The organism is Lysobacter sp. GCM10012299 (genome assembly GCF_042649405.1).
Taxonomy (GTDB): Bacteria; Pseudomonadota; Gammaproteobacteria; order Xanthomonadales; family Xanthomonadaceae; genus Lysobacter_J.
Window position 1 is genome coordinate 17568 of record NZ_JBHRZC010000006.1, and the last position, 16989, is coordinate 34556.

The window sequence follows — 16989 nt, forward strand, 5'->3', positions numbered from 1 at the left end:
CTTGCATTAGCAGCGATACCTGACACATCCGGCGAACAGGTCGCGGGAAGAATTGCGCCATCGGATTCACAAGCCGATGTCCAACACCTCCCCCATCAGGTATCGCCATGACCACCCAGCTCGACAACGTCATCTACACCGGCAAGACCCACACCACCGGCGGCCGCGACGGCGCCTCGCAGAGTTCCGACGGACGCCTCGACATCAAGCTCTCCACGCCGGGTTCGTCCGGTCCGGGCACCAATCCGGAACAGCTGTTCGCGGCTGGCTGGTCGGCCTGCTTCATCGGTGCCATCGGCAAGGCAGCGGCCAGCCGCAAGATCAAGCTGCCGGCCGATCTCGCCGTCGATGCGGAAGTCGACCTGGGCCAGAACGCCGACGGCTACGGCCTGCAGGCTCGCCTCAACGTCAGCCTGCCGGGCATCGACGCCGCGACCGCGCGTGAACTGGTCGAGACCGCGCACCAGACCTGCCCGTACTCGAAGGCCACGCGCGGCAACATCGGCGTGACCATCAACCTCGTCTGACCCTGCCCTGCCCGCCTGGTTCCAGGCGGGCCTTTGTCGACACGCAGCGTCGCCCGGGCCACCGGGCAAGCACGGGGCTGAAATCATGATCGAACACGCAATGGCGCTCGAGTTCGCACTCGCAGGCGCAGCCGGCATCGCCACCATTCTGTCGCCCTGCATCCTGCCGGTGCTGCCCATCGTGCTGGCCACCACCACGGGGCGCAGCCGGTTTGAACCAGCGCTGATCGTCGCCGGCTTCGTGGTTACGTTCGCGGCCAGCGGCATCCTGATCGGCGCGCTGTCGTCGTCGTCGGGTGAGCTGCAGCAGATCATCCGCACCGGATCGATCTGGTTGCTGCTGACCGCGGGCCTGGCCTGCCTGTGGCCGGCGCCGTTCAACTGGCTGGTGGCGCGGGTGCAGCAATGGCGGTCCGCGCGGGCGACCACATCCTCGCCGCGCCAGCACCGCAGCGGCACTGTCGCGGCGCTGCTGGTGGGTGCCTCGCTCGGGTTGGCGTGGACGCCCTGCGCAGGTCCGATCCTGGCCTCGGTGCTGTCGCTCGCGGCCAGTTCGCAGGCGCCAGGAAAAGCCGCCTCGCTGCTCGCCATCTACGCCGTCGGCGCTGGGCTTCCGATGCTCGCCATTGCCTACGGCGGGCATTGGATCACCGCGCGCCTGGCCTTCCTCAACCGTCGCGCCGAGCTGATCCGACGAGCATTTGGTGCCATCGCCATAGCCGTCGCCACGCTCCAGCTCTTCCAGTACGACGTCCTGTTCTCCGCCTGGGCCACGCAGTGGCTCCCCTCTGTCTCGACAGGTCTATAACCATGAATGTGATCAAGCCCATCCTCACCGCCCTTTGCATGAGCGTGCTCGCCGTCGCCTGCACACCCGGGGCCAGTGCTGCCGATCCTGTACCGGGCACCAGCATTTCCCCGGCACCGCTTGCCCCGGAATTCCAGGGCATCGATCATTGGATCAACAGCGCCCCGCTGACCATGGCGCAACTGCGCGGCAAGGTGGTCCTCGTGGATTTCTGGACCTACTCCTGCATCAACTGCGTGCACGTGCTGCCGCATGTGAAGCAGTTGCACGAGCGCTACAAGGACCAGGGCCTGGTCGTGGTCGGCGTGCATACACCGGAGTACGGCTTCGAGAAGATCCGCGGCAATGTCGAGGACGCCGTGAAGCGTTTCGGCATCGAGTACCCGGTGGCGCAGGACAACGGTTACGACACGTGGGAAGCGTATAACAACCGCTATTGGCCGGCGCTGTACCTGGTCGACCGCGAGGGACACGTGGTCTACCACCACTTCGGCGAAGGCAACTACGCCGAAACCGAAGACAAGGTGCGCCGTCTTCTCGAAGCAAAATAAGGCAACGGGCGAGGCTTCAGGAATCACATGGATCACACGGACCACATCCTGGTCGTCGATGACGACCACGACATTCGCGGCATGGTGGCCGACTACCTGCAGAAGAACGGCTTCCGCACGTCGCTGGCGGCGGATGGCCGCGAGATGCGCGCCATCCTCGACACCAACGCCATCGACCTGATCGTGCTGGACATCATGATGCCCGGCGACGATGGCCTGGTGCTGAGCCGCAACCTGCGCGCCAGCAAGCACAAGGCGATTCCCATCATCCTGCTGACCGCACGCGACGACGCCACCGATCGCATCATCGGGCTGGAGATGGGCGCGGACGACTACGTCACCAAACCATTCTCGCCGCGCGAACTGCTGGCACGCATCAACGCGGTCATCCGCCGCACGCGCATGCTGCCGCCGAACCTGCAGGTCACCGAGGCCAGTCGCCTGCTCGAGTTTGGCCAGTGGCGGCTCGACACCACGGCCCGCCACCTGCTCGATCCCGAGGGCACGGCCGTGGCGCTCAGCGGCGCCGAGTTCCGGCTGCTGCGGGTGTTCCTCGACCATCCGCAGCGCGTACTGAGCCGCGACCAGCTGCTGAGCCTGACCCAGGGACGCGAGGCCGAGTTGTTCGACCGCTCGATAGACCTGCTGGTCAGCCGCCTGCGCCAGCGCTTGAAGGACGACTCCCGCGAACCGGCCTACATCAAGACCGTGCGCAGCGAAGGCTATGTGTTCAGCATGCCGGTGACGCTGCTGGACGACGGGGCATGACCGCAACAGGGCCCTCAATGTGGTCGCGACTGCTGCCGCGCACGATCGCGTCGCGGCTGTACCTGATCCTGTTCACCGGCCTGCTGCTGGCGCACGGCCTGTCGTTCGGGATGCTGTTCTACGAGCGCTACGAGTCGTCCACGTCGATGATGATGGGCAACCTCGAGAAGGACGTCTCCACCTCGATCGCCATGCTCGACCGCCTGCCTGCCGCCGAGCGGCCACCGTGGATCCCCAAGTTCGAGCGCAGGACCTACCGCTACATCCTGGGCCCAGGCCAACAAGGCGGCGAACTGGCCACCGAGCGGGCGCGTGAGATCACCCGCCTCATCGGCGGCGTGCTCGGCGAGCGCTACAAGGTGCATGGCAACACGACCTCCACCCACCCCGAACGGCTGCAGGTCCACCTGACGCTGGGCGATGGCGCGCCCGTCACCATCGAGCTCACGCCTTCGGTCATGCCGGTCGCGCAGTGGTTGCCATTCGTGCTCGGCGTGCAGCTGGTGCTGCTGTTGGCATGTGCCTGGCTGGCGGTGCGCCAGATCACCCGGCCCCTGGCGCAACTGGCGGATGCCGCCGATGCGTTGAGTCCCACCGGCGGCAGTCCGCAACTGCCGGCAGGCGGCCCCGTCGAAGTGGCCAAGGCGGTGTCGGCATTCAATGCGATGCAGGACCGCATCGCCCTGCACCTGAAGGAACGCCTGCAGATCCTCTCCGCGATCTCGCATGACCTGCAGACCCCGATCACGCGGCTGAAGCTGCGCGTCGAAGCGATGGATCCATCACCCACGTCCGACAAGCTGCTGGCCGACATCGACGAGATGCAGCACCTGGTGCGCGATGGCGTTGCCTATGCCCGCAGTGCGCACGGTGGCGTCGAGCCGGCGCTCAAGGTCGATCTGGATTCATTCCTCGACAGCCTCGTCTGGGATTACCAGGACACCGGCAAACCGGTCACCGTCACGGCGCACGCTGGCGTCCCGGTCACCACGCGACCGCGCGCCCTGCGCCGGGTCGTCGGCAACCTGATCGACAACGCCGTGAAGTATGCCGGTGCCGCGGAAGTGGCCGCGCAGGTCGGCGCGGACGGCGTCGTCACCATTAGCGTGCTCGATCGCGGCCCCGGCATCGCCGATGCCGAACTCGAATCGGTGATGGAGCCGTTCTACCGCCTGGAAGCGTCGCGCAACCGCGACACCGGCGGCGCCGGGCTCGGACTGGCGATCGCTCAGCAGTTGGCCGTGGCGATTGGCGCCAGCCTGCAGCTGCGTGGTCGTGACGGCGGTGGACTCGTCGCCACGATCACGCTGCCCGCGGCCTGACGGCCCCGGTCAGGCCGGCACTTCAGGCCGACACTTTGGGCCGGCCGGCCGCCCAGACCTCGGGCGACGCCTTGCAATAGCGGTCGATGAACTCCTGCTGCGACGGCATGCGCGCGACGGCCTCGTCGATGGGCCTGCGGATGCCAGGGAGCAGCTTGCGCATGTCGTCGTCGGACAGGCCACTCGACAACGGATGATGCTGCTCCGGCACGATTCCCTGCCCCAGCATGACGTGCGTCCACGAATCCACCCGGAACAGCTCGTTCGCGCCCTGCCAGGCATGCGCACGCTCGCGCCATGCACGCAGGCGGATCTTCAGCGAGTCCGGCACCTCCATCTCGCGGCACTGCTTCCACATCGCTTCTTCGCGCTGGTTGGCGTGGTAGTGGAGGATGATGAAGTCGCGCACGTGTTCCATCTCGGCGCGACCGGTCGCGTTGTACAGGTCCACCAGCGACTGGGGGATGCCGTCGTGCGGGAACGATTCGATCAGCCGCACGATCGAGGTCATCGACAAATGCAGGCTGGTCGACTCCAGCGGCTCGATGAAGCCGCTTGCCAGGCCCAGCGACACCACGTTCTTGTTCCAGGCCATCAATCGACGACCGGTGCGGAACTGCACCGGCCACGGCTCGCGGATCACCGGCGCGGCCGCATCGCGCAGCAGCTTGTCGCGGGCTTCGTCGTCGGACATGTGGCGGCTGGAATACACCAGGCCGCAACCCACCCGGTGCTGCAGCGCGATGTGCCAGCGCCAGCCGGCCTCGTGCGCGATGGCCCGCGTGTACGGCACCGGCGGGCCGACGGATTCGGTCTGCAGTGCGACCGCGCGGTCGCAGGGCAACCAGTTGTTCCAGTCTTCGTAGCCGGTCTTGAGCGTCTGTTCGATCAGCAGGCCGCGGAAGCCGGTGCAGTCGATGAACAGATCGCCCTCGATCACCTGCCCGTCTTCGAGCACCAGCGACTCGACGTAGCCCGATTCGCCGTTCTGCCTGACCTCGCGGATCTTGCCTTCGATCCGCTTGAGCCCGTAGCCCTCGGCCTTGCCGCGCAGGAAGCGCGCATACAGCCCGGCATCGAGGTGATAGGAATAGTTGACCTGCGGCGACTCCAGCAGCGCGAACTTGTCGCCGCGCGAGGCCACGGTTTCCAGGCAGAAGTCACCCAGCTCCGACGGCATGCCGCGGCGCAGGCTGTCGAGCCAGAAATGGTGGAAGCCGCAGACCAGCGTGCCATGCCCGGTGATGCCGAAGGGGTGGATGTAGCGCTCGCCATGGCGACGCCAGTTCTCGAACGAGATCGACAGCTTGAACGTACCGGCGACCGAACGCAGGAACTCCTGTTCGTCGATCTGCAGGAAGCGGTGGAAGTTGCGGATCGGCGGCACCGTCGATTCGCCGACGCCGACCGTGCCGATCTGCTCGGACTCGATCAGTACCACCTCCAGCTGCTCGCGGAACTGGTGCGTCAGCGCCGTCGCCGCGAGCCAGCCCGCGGTACCGCCGCCTGCGATCACCACCTTGCGAATCCTGCCGTTCTGCATTTCTAGCCCCCGCTTGCAATGGACGCCGGCATCGCCGGCTCAACGATTGAGTTTGCCGATCAGCATCGCGCGCAACTGCCGCGCAATGGATTCATCCAGCGGCCCGAGCACCTGCCGCGCCGCTTCGGGAAGATGCTCGCCGGCCCGGTCGGCCGGACCGAAGACGTAATAGTCGAAGATGTCGCGCCAGGCCTGCTTCTCGCGCTCGGGCCGGTCGCGCAGGGTCCACAGTGCGTGGTAGAGGGCGTGCATGGGCGTTGGCACGTAGGCCGCGGCACTGCTCCACCAGTAATTGACGAGCACGTTGAATGGCTCGAGTCCCTGCACGTGGTGCCACCACAGGCTCGGGATGAAGATCGCATCGCCCGGCTCGAGCACGGCGCTCTGCCCCGCAGCGAGCGCGTCACGGAAACGCGGGTAGCGTTCGAAATCCGGCGCGGCGAAGTCGATGACGCTGACCGCCTGGCCACCTGGCGTGGGCTCCAGCGGCCCCGGATACAGGTTGACGATCTGTTCCGGCGGGAACAGCGTGAAGCGCCTGCGGCCGACCGCGCAGCAGGCGATGTTGTTGAGGGCATCGTAGTGGCACGACGCGGTGACGCGGTTGCCAATCCAGATGCTGGGCGGGGCCTGGATGCCGTGTGCCGCCAGGTCGAGATCGTTCTCGGCGCGCATTCCCGGCAGGCGCGAATCGACCAGCAGCGACGCGACGTAGTAGGTCGGCGGCTGCGGATCGTCGGCGTGCGCGGCAATCTCGTCGAGCACCTGCCCCAGCTCGCTGCGCCGCACCTGCGTGTTCAAGTCGGTGAAATCGGCGTTGTAGAACGGCCGGCCGGCAACTTCGGGCCCGCCCCATGAATAAGTCACCGGCTGGCCGTTATAGAAGCCGCGCAGGTACTCCATGGCATCGTGCATCGAGCGCGATGCGGCCTGCACGAGTCCCCAGTTGCCCGCCACGCCACGCAGTACCGCCGGTTGCCCGGATGCGAGCAGCTCATCGATCGGCAGCGAACCGGTACCGGCGCAGTCGATCTCGCGAATCCGGCTTGCCACGTCCACTGCCATGCCCGTCACCGGTGCTCCGCCGCCAGTCGCAGGCGACGCTGCTTCTCGGCCATCAGCCGGCGCAGGTTGTGCAGCGACGACAGCACCAGGTAAGCGCCTTCCAGGTAGCCGGCCTGATGCAGCTGGTGCAGCGATTGCGCGTCAAGCGCGGCCAGGCGCTCGCGGTCGATCCCGTGCAGTCCGGCGAGGCTGACGCGATGCTGCTCGTCGAGCTGCAGTTCCAGCTTCATCGGCTGGATCAGGCCGAGCGCGTCGAAGGCGGCAAACATCGCCGCGCCCGCTTCCACGCCGTCGCGGATGCCGCGCAGGACCGCGGAGATGTGCTCGAGGTAAGGACTGTTGCCACCGTGCGAGAGGAACACCGGTTCACCCTCGGCGAAACTGACGCGCGGGTTGTCCAGGTCGACGTGGATGACCGGTTCACGGCGCAGTTCGCCATCGACGCGCTGCTCCTGGAAGCCGATCAGGAACGGCCCCTTGGCGATCGCACCAGGCAGGTAGCTGGCGTTCCAGCGACTGTCGTCGAGGAACAGGTTTTCGTTGCGCTCGAATCCGAGCAGCGCAACTGCCTGCCATTGCCCGTTCTCGCCGTCCTTGCGGAAGAAGATTGGGTACTCGCGCTGCAACTCGGCGAATTCCGTCGGGAAGGCCACCACCATGCCGGTCTCGTCGCCGAACTCGCGGCCGAAACGGGTGACGACCCGCAGGTCCTTGTGCTGGATGTTGTTGAGCAGTTCGTATTGGGCCATTGGGCGGGACAAGTAATCAGACCTGGGACCGGTTCGCGTGATGTTATGCGCTTGCCGGGCGAATAAGGAAAGGCCCTTGTACCGGTCCTGCCCACTGCGTCCCGGGGCGCCCCCGGAGGTACAAAAAAAACGGGCAGGACAGCTGCTTTCGCAGCGGCCCTGCCCTTGGTTCAAAACCCTGGGAGGGTCCCTCAGAACTTGTAGCGCACCCCCAGCATGTAGCGCGGGCTCTGGTCGACGAGCTTGATGATCTGCTTGTCCGAGCGGCCGTGCCAGCGCACGTCCTCACCGGTCAGGTTGATCGCCTCGAAGCTGGCGGACCAATGGTCGTTGAAGTCGTAGCCGACGTTCATGTCCCACTGGTCGTATTCCTCGACGTAGTACGGATTACGGTTGGAACCGTTCTGGTTCGCCAGGATCAGGTACTCATCACGCCAGTTCCAGGCCAGGCGGACGGACCAGCCGTAGTTCTCGTACATGAACATCACGTTGGCCGTATCGCTCAGTCCCAGCAGGGCGAACTGGTCGCGTTCGATCACCGTGTTGTCGAAGGCGACGTCGCCGTCCACCAGGGTGTAGTTCGCGTACACGCCGAAGCCGGTTTCGCCGAAGAAGTACTGGCCACCCATTTCCCAACCGTGCAGGTTGGCGTCGTTCTGGTTGACCGGCTGGTTGACGTCGAACTGGTACAGCGGATCGTCGGACTCGCCCACCAGGTCGTAGGTGTTCTCCATCTGCAGCGACTGCGCCGAGCTGCCGTTGTAGGCCGCCAGGCCGCCGGTCTCGGGATTGCGCAGCATGGCCAGCGCGGCGAACAACGCGGTGTCGTTGGCCGAGCAGGCCTGCGACACGTCGTTGCCGGCCGCGCCCACCTGCGTCGCACACGCGCCGCTGGTCAGGAAGGCCAGCGCTGCCTGAGCGTCCGGACCGGAGGTCGGATCGGTCAGCCCGTACAGCGGCTGGCGGACCACCGAGGTGCCGATGAAGTTCTTCACGTCCTTGTTCCAGAACGTCACCTGGACGAAGCTGGCGTCGGCGAAGTACCACTCCACCGCCAGGTCGAGGTTGTCGGATTCCAGCGGATCCAGCAGCGGGTTCTGTGCGTCGCCGTTGGCACGCGTGGACGGGTTGATCAGGATCGAACCGGTCGGCTGGTTAGGCGTCGGGCCCGCGTAGAGATTGCCGTAAGGCGCGCGCGCGATGGTCTTGCTGAACGATGCGCGGCCCTTGATCTCGCTGGTGAAGTCGATGGCGAAGTCGAGGTTCGGCAGGACGAAGTCGTAGCTGTGCGTCTCGCTGAAGGGAACCTGGTCGTCACCGCGAATGATGCGGAAGTCGTTGTTGGCCTGCCATTGGATGGCAGTGGGCAACGCAACCTGCGAGGTCGAGGTCAGGTACGTCTTCTCGTAGCGCACGCCGATGCGGGTGTTGGTCGCGAAGCCACCCAGCGTGCCTTCCAGGTCGACCTGTGCGTACGCTGCGTCAGTGTCTTCCTTCACCTTGTTGTCGGCGGCCAGCTGCGGGTTGTAGCGCGTCTGCGCACCGTAGAAGTCGCCAGCCCACAAGGCACCTGCGGTAGCGCTGCCCAGCCATGCACCGTGGGCCGCACCAGGAGCGCTCCAGTCGTCGAACATGCCGACGATGTCGATCGGGCGGATCAACTCCTGCAGGCCCGGCTCGTTGCCGGTGTTGGCCACGCCCCAGTCGCCCAGGGTCGAATAGGCCTCGGTCGCCTGCTTGCGCGTCATCGTCGTCTGTGCCGAATCGACGCCGAACTGGAAACGGCCGTCGTCGAACACGTACTCGCCGTCGATGCGGCCCTGCTTGATCTCGGTTTCCTGGCGCTGGTAGTTGATGCGCAGCACCTGCGAACCGATCTGCTCCGGCGGGAAATCCGGGTTCAGCGTGCCGTTGGTACCGGCAATGGCAGCGGCCGAGTTTGGGTACCAGGTGCGTGCGCCGATCGGCAGGCCGCTGTTGAACGACAGCTCCTGCGCCCAATTGCCACCGCAGTACGGGCCCACGGTGCAGTTGTTGGTGCCGGCGATGCTGAAGAACGTCGAGCCACCGCCGGTGACCGGATCGTTGGGAACGCTCTCGGACGTGGTGTCGTGGGCGTCGAACGTCAGGCGGAAGCGATCAGTGACGTCCCAGGCCGCATTCAGGCCCAGCGAATCGAGCTTGTATTCCTGCTCCTGGTGCTGCTGCTCGTAACCGAAGTCCTTGGTGCCGACGATGTCGCGCAGGTAGACGGGCGTGGCCACCGCCTGGCCGGTATCGAACGTGAGATCGGTGAAGCTGTTGGCGCGCTGCAGCCAGATGGTCTGCTCGGCGCGGTCCTCGGTGATCTCGTTGGTCGAGTAGGTGTAGTCGAGGGTGAACGTCAACGAATCCATCGGTGCGAACTGCAACACTGCCTGGCCGTTGATGCGCTCGCGCTCGAAGTCGGCGAAGGCATAGCGCAGGTCGTTCGGCATGCCGTACAGCTGGCCGATCGCCGGTGCGTTGGTCACCACCGCATCCGGGCGCAGGGCCGGGTCGGTGCCGGTCCAGCGCTGCATGTTCCAGGCGTTCTCGGTGGCCTGCACCGATCCGCCGTGGCGCTTCTGGTAGCTGCCGGAAATACCGACGCCCCAGGTCTTGTCATCGTTGGTGTAGCTGAAGATGCCGGACACTTCCGGCGTCAGGTCGGTGTCGAACGGCTGCGAATCGTCGTACACCGCCTTGGCGCCGGCAGTGGCGACGATGCCCTGGTGGTTGAACGGACGATCGGTTTCGATGTCGATGGTCGCGCCGATGCCGCCGCTGGGCACGCTGGCCTGGCCGGTCTTGTAGACCTGCAGCGTGCTGATCGCTTCCGACGCCAGCTGCGCGAAGTTGAACGCGCGCGTGCCGCCGTCCACACCGCCGATCGGCACCTGCCCCGGCGCGCCGAACGCGTCGGCGCCCGGAATCGTGCGGCCATTGAGGGTGACCATGTTGAACTGCGGGCCGAAGCCGCGCGCGGTGACCTGTGCGCCTTCGCCATCGCGGCGCTCGATCGAGATACCGGTGATGCGCTGCAGGGATTCGGCGAGGTTGGTGTCGGGGAACTTGCCGAGGTCCTCGGCGCTGATCGCATCGACGATGCCGTCGGCGTTGCGCCTGATCTCCATCGACTGGTTGAGGCTGTTGCGCATGCCGGTCACGGTGACCGTGTCCAGCGTCGTGGCCTGGTCAGAGGACGACTGCGCGGTCGTGGCCTGAGCCGCCGTTGACTGTGCAGTGGTGGCGGTCTGTGCAGTGGTGGTCTGCGCCGTGGTGGCCTGCGCGGTCGCGGCACTGGCATCCTGCGCGTACGCCGGATTGATGACCAGCACGCCACCGACGAAGGTGAACATGGCAGTGGACTTGAACTGCTTCTTGAAGCGCTTGGACAGCTGGCTCATTGCAAGCTCCTCCCGGCAGAAGGGGAACCGTCCATTGCCGTACTCACGGCACGACGCCCGGCTGTCGCCTGCGCCAAGGACGCCCACAGAACGTGGCACCGAAACCGACTCATATGGCCTTACCCCCTCAACTTCGATCGATGGATGTGTCGCCCTTTCAAGGGCACCTGCAGGCCCCGGCCTGCCTATTCCCGAATACGAGCGTCAAGCGAACCGCCCGTGCAGCACTTCTTTGGCTCTGTACTTTCGTTCGATGCAGTTCACGTGGGTCGGTGGTGCGATGGGCCTCCAGGAACCCGCCGATGGCGGGCAGAAGTGATAGCGCTATCATCTGGGCGTAAACTAAACATTAAGTTTCCATACATGTCACCGTGCAGTGCAGCAAAATTTGGCTGTTAATTCGCCACGCGGCGATAAGCCGCACGCCGCAACGACGTGATAGCGATAGTTGCATTCGCAACTTCCCCCCTGCGCCTCGCGGGATTACTGAGAGCGCTATCAGCCGCGTACGTGCCCGGGCGGCAGAACAGGCCAGCGCAGGCCGCTGCTCATTCCCACCCGGACGGTCCCGGGATACATTTCCCTCCACGCGACGCCCGGGCCCCAGGGCCCTTACCCGGGGCGCACGCGACAGGACCCAGCACCAGCAACCAGGACCGGCATCGGAGTGTTTTTTGACTGAGTACAGTTCGCCGGCACCGCCGCTGTTCGCTGTTGTTCCCGATGGTCTGTTCGGACCCCTCGCCTCTTCCAACCGACTCCATTACTGGCAGCTGCTGTGCCAGCTGTTCGCCGAGTTCTTCGGACCGGACGCGCCGATGCCCCCCAGCGTCGGGTTCCCGCGCCGCGAGATCACCTCGGCGATCGAGCGCTACCTGCTGACCGACGACCCCTGGGAAGACGACGGCCACGCCCCGGATGCGCCGCTGGCCATGCGCGCCAATGCCATCCATGAACGCTTCCGCGCCGCCGGCTGGTTGCGCCAGGAGCGCGTGGGTGCGCGCGAGATGGTGTCGATGACCCATGCCGTGGCGCAGCTGCTGTCGGCATTGATGGATTTCGCCGAGCGCGGGCCGGCCTTCTTCGGCGCCAAGGTCCGCTCGATCGAACTGCAGTTGCAGCAGGTCGTCGCGGGCAACGCCGGCGGCGACAGCCTGGACGAGGCTGCCGAGCAGTCGCGACAACTGCTGTCGTACGTCTCTGCGATCAGCGTGCAGGTGCGTGACCTGATGCCGGAACTGATCAAGGCCGAGAGCACCGCGCAGTTCGCCCGCCAGCTGTTCGAACGCTACGTGGGCGAACTGTTCGTCGGCGACTACGCCCAGCTTCACAACGCCGATCACCCCCTCGCCCGCCGCACCTCGATCCTCGGCATGGTCCGCGACATCGAGCAAACACCGGTTCGTGGCCAGCTCGTGGCCTGGTACCAGGAACGCGCCACCGGCGGCGACCGCGACCGCGCCGAGCAGCGCCTGCAGCGCAGCCTGCGCCGGCTGTACGAGATCGACCGCATCGACGAGTACCTGGCGCGCCTGGACGACGACATCCGCCAGGCCAACCGCCGCGCCCTCGCCTTCCTCGACTATCGCCTGCGCGCGCCGGACAAGCTCGACGTGCTGCTGCGCCGCGCCTGCCGTGGCGTACTGACGGCGCCGGAGGAAGCGCTGCGCCTGCCGGTCGCGCCCGGGCCGCTGATGGACGAGCAGCGCCTGCGCGCGCCGCAGCAGCGGCAGAAACCCATTCCGCGCACGGCCAACACCAGCCGCGAGCCCACGCCAGAACAGCTGGCGCGACTGAACCTGCTGCGGCAGATGACACGCGCGCGACTGGTCAAGCCCGAAGACCTGGCGCGCTATGTCGATCGCCATCTCGACGCGAACGACCGCATCGAATCGGAAACCATGGAAATCGGGAGCATCGAGGATTTCCGCGCCTACCAGACCCTGATCACGCTCGCATTGCGCAGCCGCCGCGAGGGTGGCCTGCGTCGCGACGACCCGATCCACCGGATGTTGCGGGGCTTCCGCATCCAGTTGTGCGATGGCGAGCACACCGCCAACGACTACCTCGAATCGCCCCGCTTCGTCCTGCACCGCACAAGGAATGCTTCATGAAACGCTCCTGGGCCACGTTGAGCCAGCTCTCCGGTGGCATGTACACCGCGCAGGATTTCGAACGGGCGGCCTACCGCCTGGTCACCGAGCAGGTGCTGTACAGCACCGACCGCAAATCGCGAAATGCCTACCACCTGGTCGAGACCTGGCTGGCCGACTTCGCGGCCGCGCTGGAGCCCTTGGGCATCCGCCTGGAGCGCAACGCGCATTTCCGCTATGTCACCGCCCTGCCCACGCACGGCGAAGGCACCGCGGTGAGCCTCGACGAGACGCTGCTGATCCTGGTGTTGCGCCAGCGCTACGACGAGGCCATGCGCCAGGGCCAGGTAGAGGATCACGGTGACGTGCTGGTCGAGTTGCCGGAACTGCAGGACGCCTACCAGACCCTGACCGGTCGCGAGCTGCCCGAGACCGGCGCGCTGCGCAGCCAGTTGCGCGCGCTCAAGCGCTGGTCGGTGTGCCGCACCACCGAAAGCGAGCCCGGTGACCCGCAACCGTTCCGCATCCTGGTGCGGCCGGCGATCGTCGAGATCGTCGGCGCGCACTGGCTGCAGCGCCTGGACCAGCACAACCAGGACGACGGCGACGCCAGCATGGAAGCAAGCAGCGCGGAAGACAGCGGCACCGACGAGACCATGGAGCCAGACGATGTATCAGCTTAAGCGCGCCCACCTCGTCCAGTTCTTCCTGTTCCAGGCGCAGACACTGGAGCTGGACCTGAGCACGGCGATCATCGCGCCCAACGGCGCCGGCAAGAGCGCGCTGCTCGATGCCCTGCAGATCGTCATGCTCGGCGGTGACCGCAACCAGATCCGGTTCAATGCGCAGGCCGGCGGCAGCCATCGCGCCCGCACCATCCGCGACTACTGCCTGGGCGTGTACCGCTCCGGGGACGACGGCCGCGACCGCGAAACCGCCACGACCTACCTGAGCCTGGTGTTCGAAGACCAGGAGAGCGGTGAATCGCTGACCGCGGGCATCGCCCTGGCGGCATCGGCGGCCGAACCCGATCACCGCGTCAATGGCCTGTACCTGCTGCCGCGCGTGGCGTTGTCGCTGGACGATCATCTGGAAACGGTCAACGGCGAGCAGCTGCCGCAGGAATGGGCACGCTTCCGCGAACTGATCGCACGACGCTGCAAGCAGGCCGGCAGCAAGGCCGAGCTGCACAGCAGCAGCGACCGGTTCGTCAAGGACCTGCTGTTCCGGCTGCGGCCGGGCCCGAACGCGCAGCTCGATGCCGTCGCCTACCGCAAGGCTTTCCAGAACGCACTCAACCTGCAGCGCGTCAGCGACGTCGATCTGTTCGTGCGCACGCTGGTGGCCGAAGAGCGCCCGACCGAGATCGGCAAGTTCCGCGCCCTGCTGGACGGCTTCCGCCTGATCAAGGAGAAGATCGAGCAGGTCGCGCGCAGGATCGACGAGGCCGAACTGGTCGAGCAGCAATACAAGAAGGTCGCGCACCAGGCCACGCGGGCCGCTTCATACCGCGCGCTGGGCGCCGAGTACCAGCGCGACCTCCATTCCGAACTTGTGGACGCGGCCGAAGATGCACTGACCGCCTCGCAGGACGCATTGCGCGGCAAGCGCCTTGCACTGGCCCAGGCGCGCAGCGACCGCGAGAACGCACGCCTGGCAGCAGACGAGGCAAGCAAACGCCTGCAGGGCACGCGCGGCTACAGCGAACAGGCGTCGTTCGAACAGCTCGCCGCGCCCTACCAGGAAGAACTGGCGCGCCTGAAGAAGGAGCTGATGCGCAGCGCGGGCTTTGTCCGCGACCAGCTGCAGGCGGCCGGCAAGCTCGGCCTGCCAGGGGTCGATGCCCATCTGCTCGCCACCGCCCTGGCGCCGTGGCAGTCGCTGTACGACCAGCTGGCCGTACTGGTGGCCGATGCCGACATCCTGGTATCGCCGGAAACGCTCCACGACGAGCTGCGCCAGGCGACCAGCCACGCGGCACCGATCATCGCCGCGGTCAGCGCTTACGAACGCGAGCGCCACAACGCGCTCGAGCAGGCCCGCCAGGGCGCCCTGACGGCGCGACAGAACCTGGCCCGACTCAACGCCGGCCAATCGGAGCTGCGCCCCGACGTGGCCCGGCTGATGAGCTACCTCGCCGATGCCGGCGTCGAAGCACAACCGGTCTGCGACCTGGTCCAGGTGGCCAACCCGGCCTGGCAGCGGGCCATCGAAGGCTACCTGCGCACCCATGTCGAAGCGCTGCTGATCGCGCCCGAGCACGAGGAGCAGGCGGTGCGCCTGTACCGCTCGCTGCAGGGCGCGCGATCCGTATACGGGGTCAAGCTGGCGTTGTGCAGTCACGCTCGTCAGTCCCGCGGCGATGCAACGCCTGCTGCCGGCCAGGTGGCCGCGCTGCTCGCCGGCGACAACAGCGACGCCCTCGCCTACCTGCGCCGCCAGCTGGGCGACCTGCGTTGCGTCGCCACCGAGGCCGAAGTCGTGCGCAGCCGCCACGGTCTCAGCCAGGACGGCCTGGTCGCCAAGGGCGGCGGCGTCGAACGGTTGCGCCTGCCTGCCGCCAGCGAACTCAAGATCGGCGCCTCCAGCAGCCGCGAGCGGCAGAAGCTGCTGCGCGAGGAACTGGACGCCGCAGAGCGCCGCATCGGCGAGCTCGAATCACAATGGCGCCCCGTGCACGCCAGCGCCACCGGCCTGGCACGCATCGGCAGTGCCGAAGACATGGCCCGCGATGCGCATGAACTGCTGCTCAAGCACCGCCAGGCGGCCGCACGCTACCGCGCCCTCAAGGACAACCAGGACGCCGCCAGCGATCCCGACCTGATTCGCCTGAGCGAACAGGCGCAGGCGTCCGAGCACCGTCGCCGGGAACTTGAAGCCCTGGTGGAGCGCCTGGTCGGCGAAGAGGCCGTCGCCACGGGCAAGTGCGCCGAGGCCGAGACCGTACTTCAGGCGCTGCGCGAGCAGAGCGACGCGATCGCCCGGCGTGCCAGCGAAGCGTTCTCGCACGCCGACGTCGATGCCAACCTGGTCGAACACCAGCGCGAGGAACTCGACGAAAAGATCGCCGACCTTCCCGGCCGCGTGCAGCGTTGCCAGGCCCGCGCCGACGAGAGCGATCGCATTCTCAACGGCCTCCTGCCCGAAGCCTGGCGTGGCCTGGCGCAGTACGGCAAGGACCATGCGCTGGTGCTCGACATGGAGCCCGGCCAGTGGCGCCAGGCCAATGCACTGCTGCACAAGGAGATCGAACATCTCAAGGGCACCGAGCTGGTCCAGCACCAGGCCGCTGCTGACGAGGCCTACACCACGGCCGTGGAGACGTTCCGTTCCAACGTGGCCTCGGCCCTGTACGACAACTTCACCCGCTTGCGGCACCAGATCAACACGCTCAACCGGACGCTGCAGCGCAGTCCCGCGTTCTCCAACAACGAGCGTTACCAGTTCAAGTACGACGTCGCGCCGGAGTTCCGCGAGCTGCACCGCTTCATCAACAAGGCGGCCGATGTGGGCCAGACCGACACGCTGTTCGGCAGTGCCGGCGAAGTGCCGGCAGCGTTCCGCGACATCATCGACGACAAGGTTGGCAGCAAGGGCGCCACCTCGCCGTCCCCGCTCGACGACTACCGCCGGTTCTTCAGCTTCGAGGTGGTCATCAAGCAGGAAGAAACCGTCATCGGCACCCTCAGCGAGCGCATGCGCTCCGGCTCGGGTGGCGAACACCGCGCGCCGCTCTATGTCATCGCCGGTGCAGCGCTGGCGGCGGCCTATGGCAAGTCCGAAGGGCAACAGGGTGGCCTGGGCGTGATCATGCTCGACGAGTTCGGCGACAAGATCGATGCGCAGAACGCACGCGCCACGACCAACTACCTGCGCTCGCTCGGCCTGCAGTTGATCGTGGCGGCGCCGGACACCGCGCAGGGAACGCTCAGCGGCGTGCTCGACAGTTACATCGAACTGTTCCGCGACGGACCATTGCTCCAACTCGAACGTGTCGTGGTGCGAGGTGCAGGCCGTACCCTGCTGGAAAGCGATCAGTTCCAGCTGCACCCGCATTTGCTGGATGCGGAGATCGAACGCATCGCGCAGCACACGCCGCAGAAGGAGCCTGCATAACGCATTTCGGACCGCATTC

General features: G+C 66.5%; 12 protein-coding genes. 8 read left to right on the forward strand and 4 right to left on the reverse strand.

Translation table 11 applies throughout. The annotated features are described in order from the left end of the window. Positions 1-107 precede the first annotated feature (107 nt). From ACFOPO_RS15045 to ACFOPO_RS15065, 5 genes are all read left to right on the forward strand, one after another. On the forward strand, positions 108-527 hold the full coding sequence (locus ACFOPO_RS15045) for an organic hydroperoxide resistance protein (protein ID WP_386704198.1): 420 nt from the start codon (positions 108-110) through the stop codon (positions 525-527). An 85-nt stretch (positions 528-612) separates the two neighbouring features. Further along, positions 613-1335 (forward strand): cytochrome c biogenesis CcdA family protein, encoded by a 723-nt coding sequence (locus ACFOPO_RS15050; RefSeq protein WP_386704199.1) that lies wholly within the window; start codon positions 613-615, stop codon positions 1333-1335. Between the two features lie 2 nt (positions 1336-1337). After that, entirely contained in the window at positions 1338-1886 is a 549-nt protein-coding gene (locus ACFOPO_RS15055) for a thioredoxin family protein (RefSeq protein ID WP_386704200.1), read from the forward strand. A gap of 27 nt (positions 1887-1913) precedes the next feature. Then, a complete protein-coding gene (locus tag ACFOPO_RS15060) occupies positions 1914-2654 on the forward strand; it encodes a response regulator (RefSeq protein ID WP_386704201.1) in 741 nt (246 codons plus the stop codon). Next, positions 2651-3976: a sensor histidine kinase gene (locus ACFOPO_RS15065; protein WP_386704202.1), complete on the forward strand. Its 1326-nt coding sequence runs from the start codon at positions 2651-2653 to the stop codon at positions 3974-3976. Before ACFOPO_RS15060 ends, ACFOPO_RS15065 begins: the two co-directional genes overlap by 4 nt. Before the next feature lie 22 nt (positions 3977-3998). On the opposite strand, the gene ACFOPO_RS15070 is transcribed toward ACFOPO_RS15065, so the two are convergent. From ACFOPO_RS15070 to ACFOPO_RS15085, 4 genes are all read right to left on the reverse strand, one after another. Next, positions 3999-5519, reverse strand: a complete 1521-nt coding sequence (locus ACFOPO_RS15070) for a tryptophan halogenase family protein (RefSeq protein ID WP_386704203.1) — start codon at positions 5517-5519, stop codon at positions 3999-4001. Positions 5520-5558: 39 nt separating this feature from the next. Continuing rightward, the gene (locus ACFOPO_RS15075; protein ID WP_386704204.1) at positions 5559-6584 is read right to left on the reverse strand and encodes a cupin-like domain-containing protein; all 1026 of its coding nucleotides are present in this window, start codon (positions 6582-6584) and stop codon (positions 5559-5561) included. Between the two features lie 5 nt (positions 6585-6589). Continuing rightward, positions 6590-7333: a SapC family protein gene (locus ACFOPO_RS15080; RefSeq protein WP_386704205.1), complete on the reverse strand. Its 744-nt coding sequence runs from the start codon at positions 7331-7333 to the stop codon at positions 6590-6592. A gap of 191 nt (positions 7334-7524) precedes the next feature. Next, positions 7525-10761: a TonB-dependent receptor gene (locus tag ACFOPO_RS15085; RefSeq protein WP_386704207.1), complete on the reverse strand. Its 3237-nt coding sequence runs from the start codon at positions 10759-10761 to the stop codon at positions 7525-7527. 674 nt (positions 10762-11435) lie between these two features. Here ACFOPO_RS15085 and ACFOPO_RS15090 point away from each other — a divergent pair. The 3 genes from ACFOPO_RS15090 to ACFOPO_RS15100 are packed head-to-tail and all read left to right on the forward strand — an operon-like array spanning position 11436 to position 16970. Next, positions 11436-12875 (forward strand): Wadjet anti-phage system protein JetA family protein, encoded by a 1440-nt coding sequence (locus ACFOPO_RS15090; protein WP_386704208.1) that lies wholly within the window; start codon positions 11436-11438, stop codon positions 12873-12875. Beyond that, positions 12872-13537: a DUF4194 domain-containing protein gene (locus tag ACFOPO_RS15095; protein WP_386704209.1), complete on the forward strand. Its 666-nt coding sequence runs from the start codon at positions 12872-12874 to the stop codon at positions 13535-13537. Before ACFOPO_RS15090 ends, ACFOPO_RS15095 begins: the two co-directional genes overlap by 4 nt. Next, positions 13524-16970 (forward strand): SbcC/MukB-like Walker B domain-containing protein, encoded by a 3447-nt coding sequence (locus tag ACFOPO_RS15100; RefSeq protein ID WP_386704211.1) that lies wholly within the window; start codon positions 13524-13526, stop codon positions 16968-16970. The genes ACFOPO_RS15095 and ACFOPO_RS15100 overlap by 14 nt, the downstream gene beginning before the upstream one ends. The last annotated feature ends 19 nt before the right edge of the window (positions 16971-16989 follow it).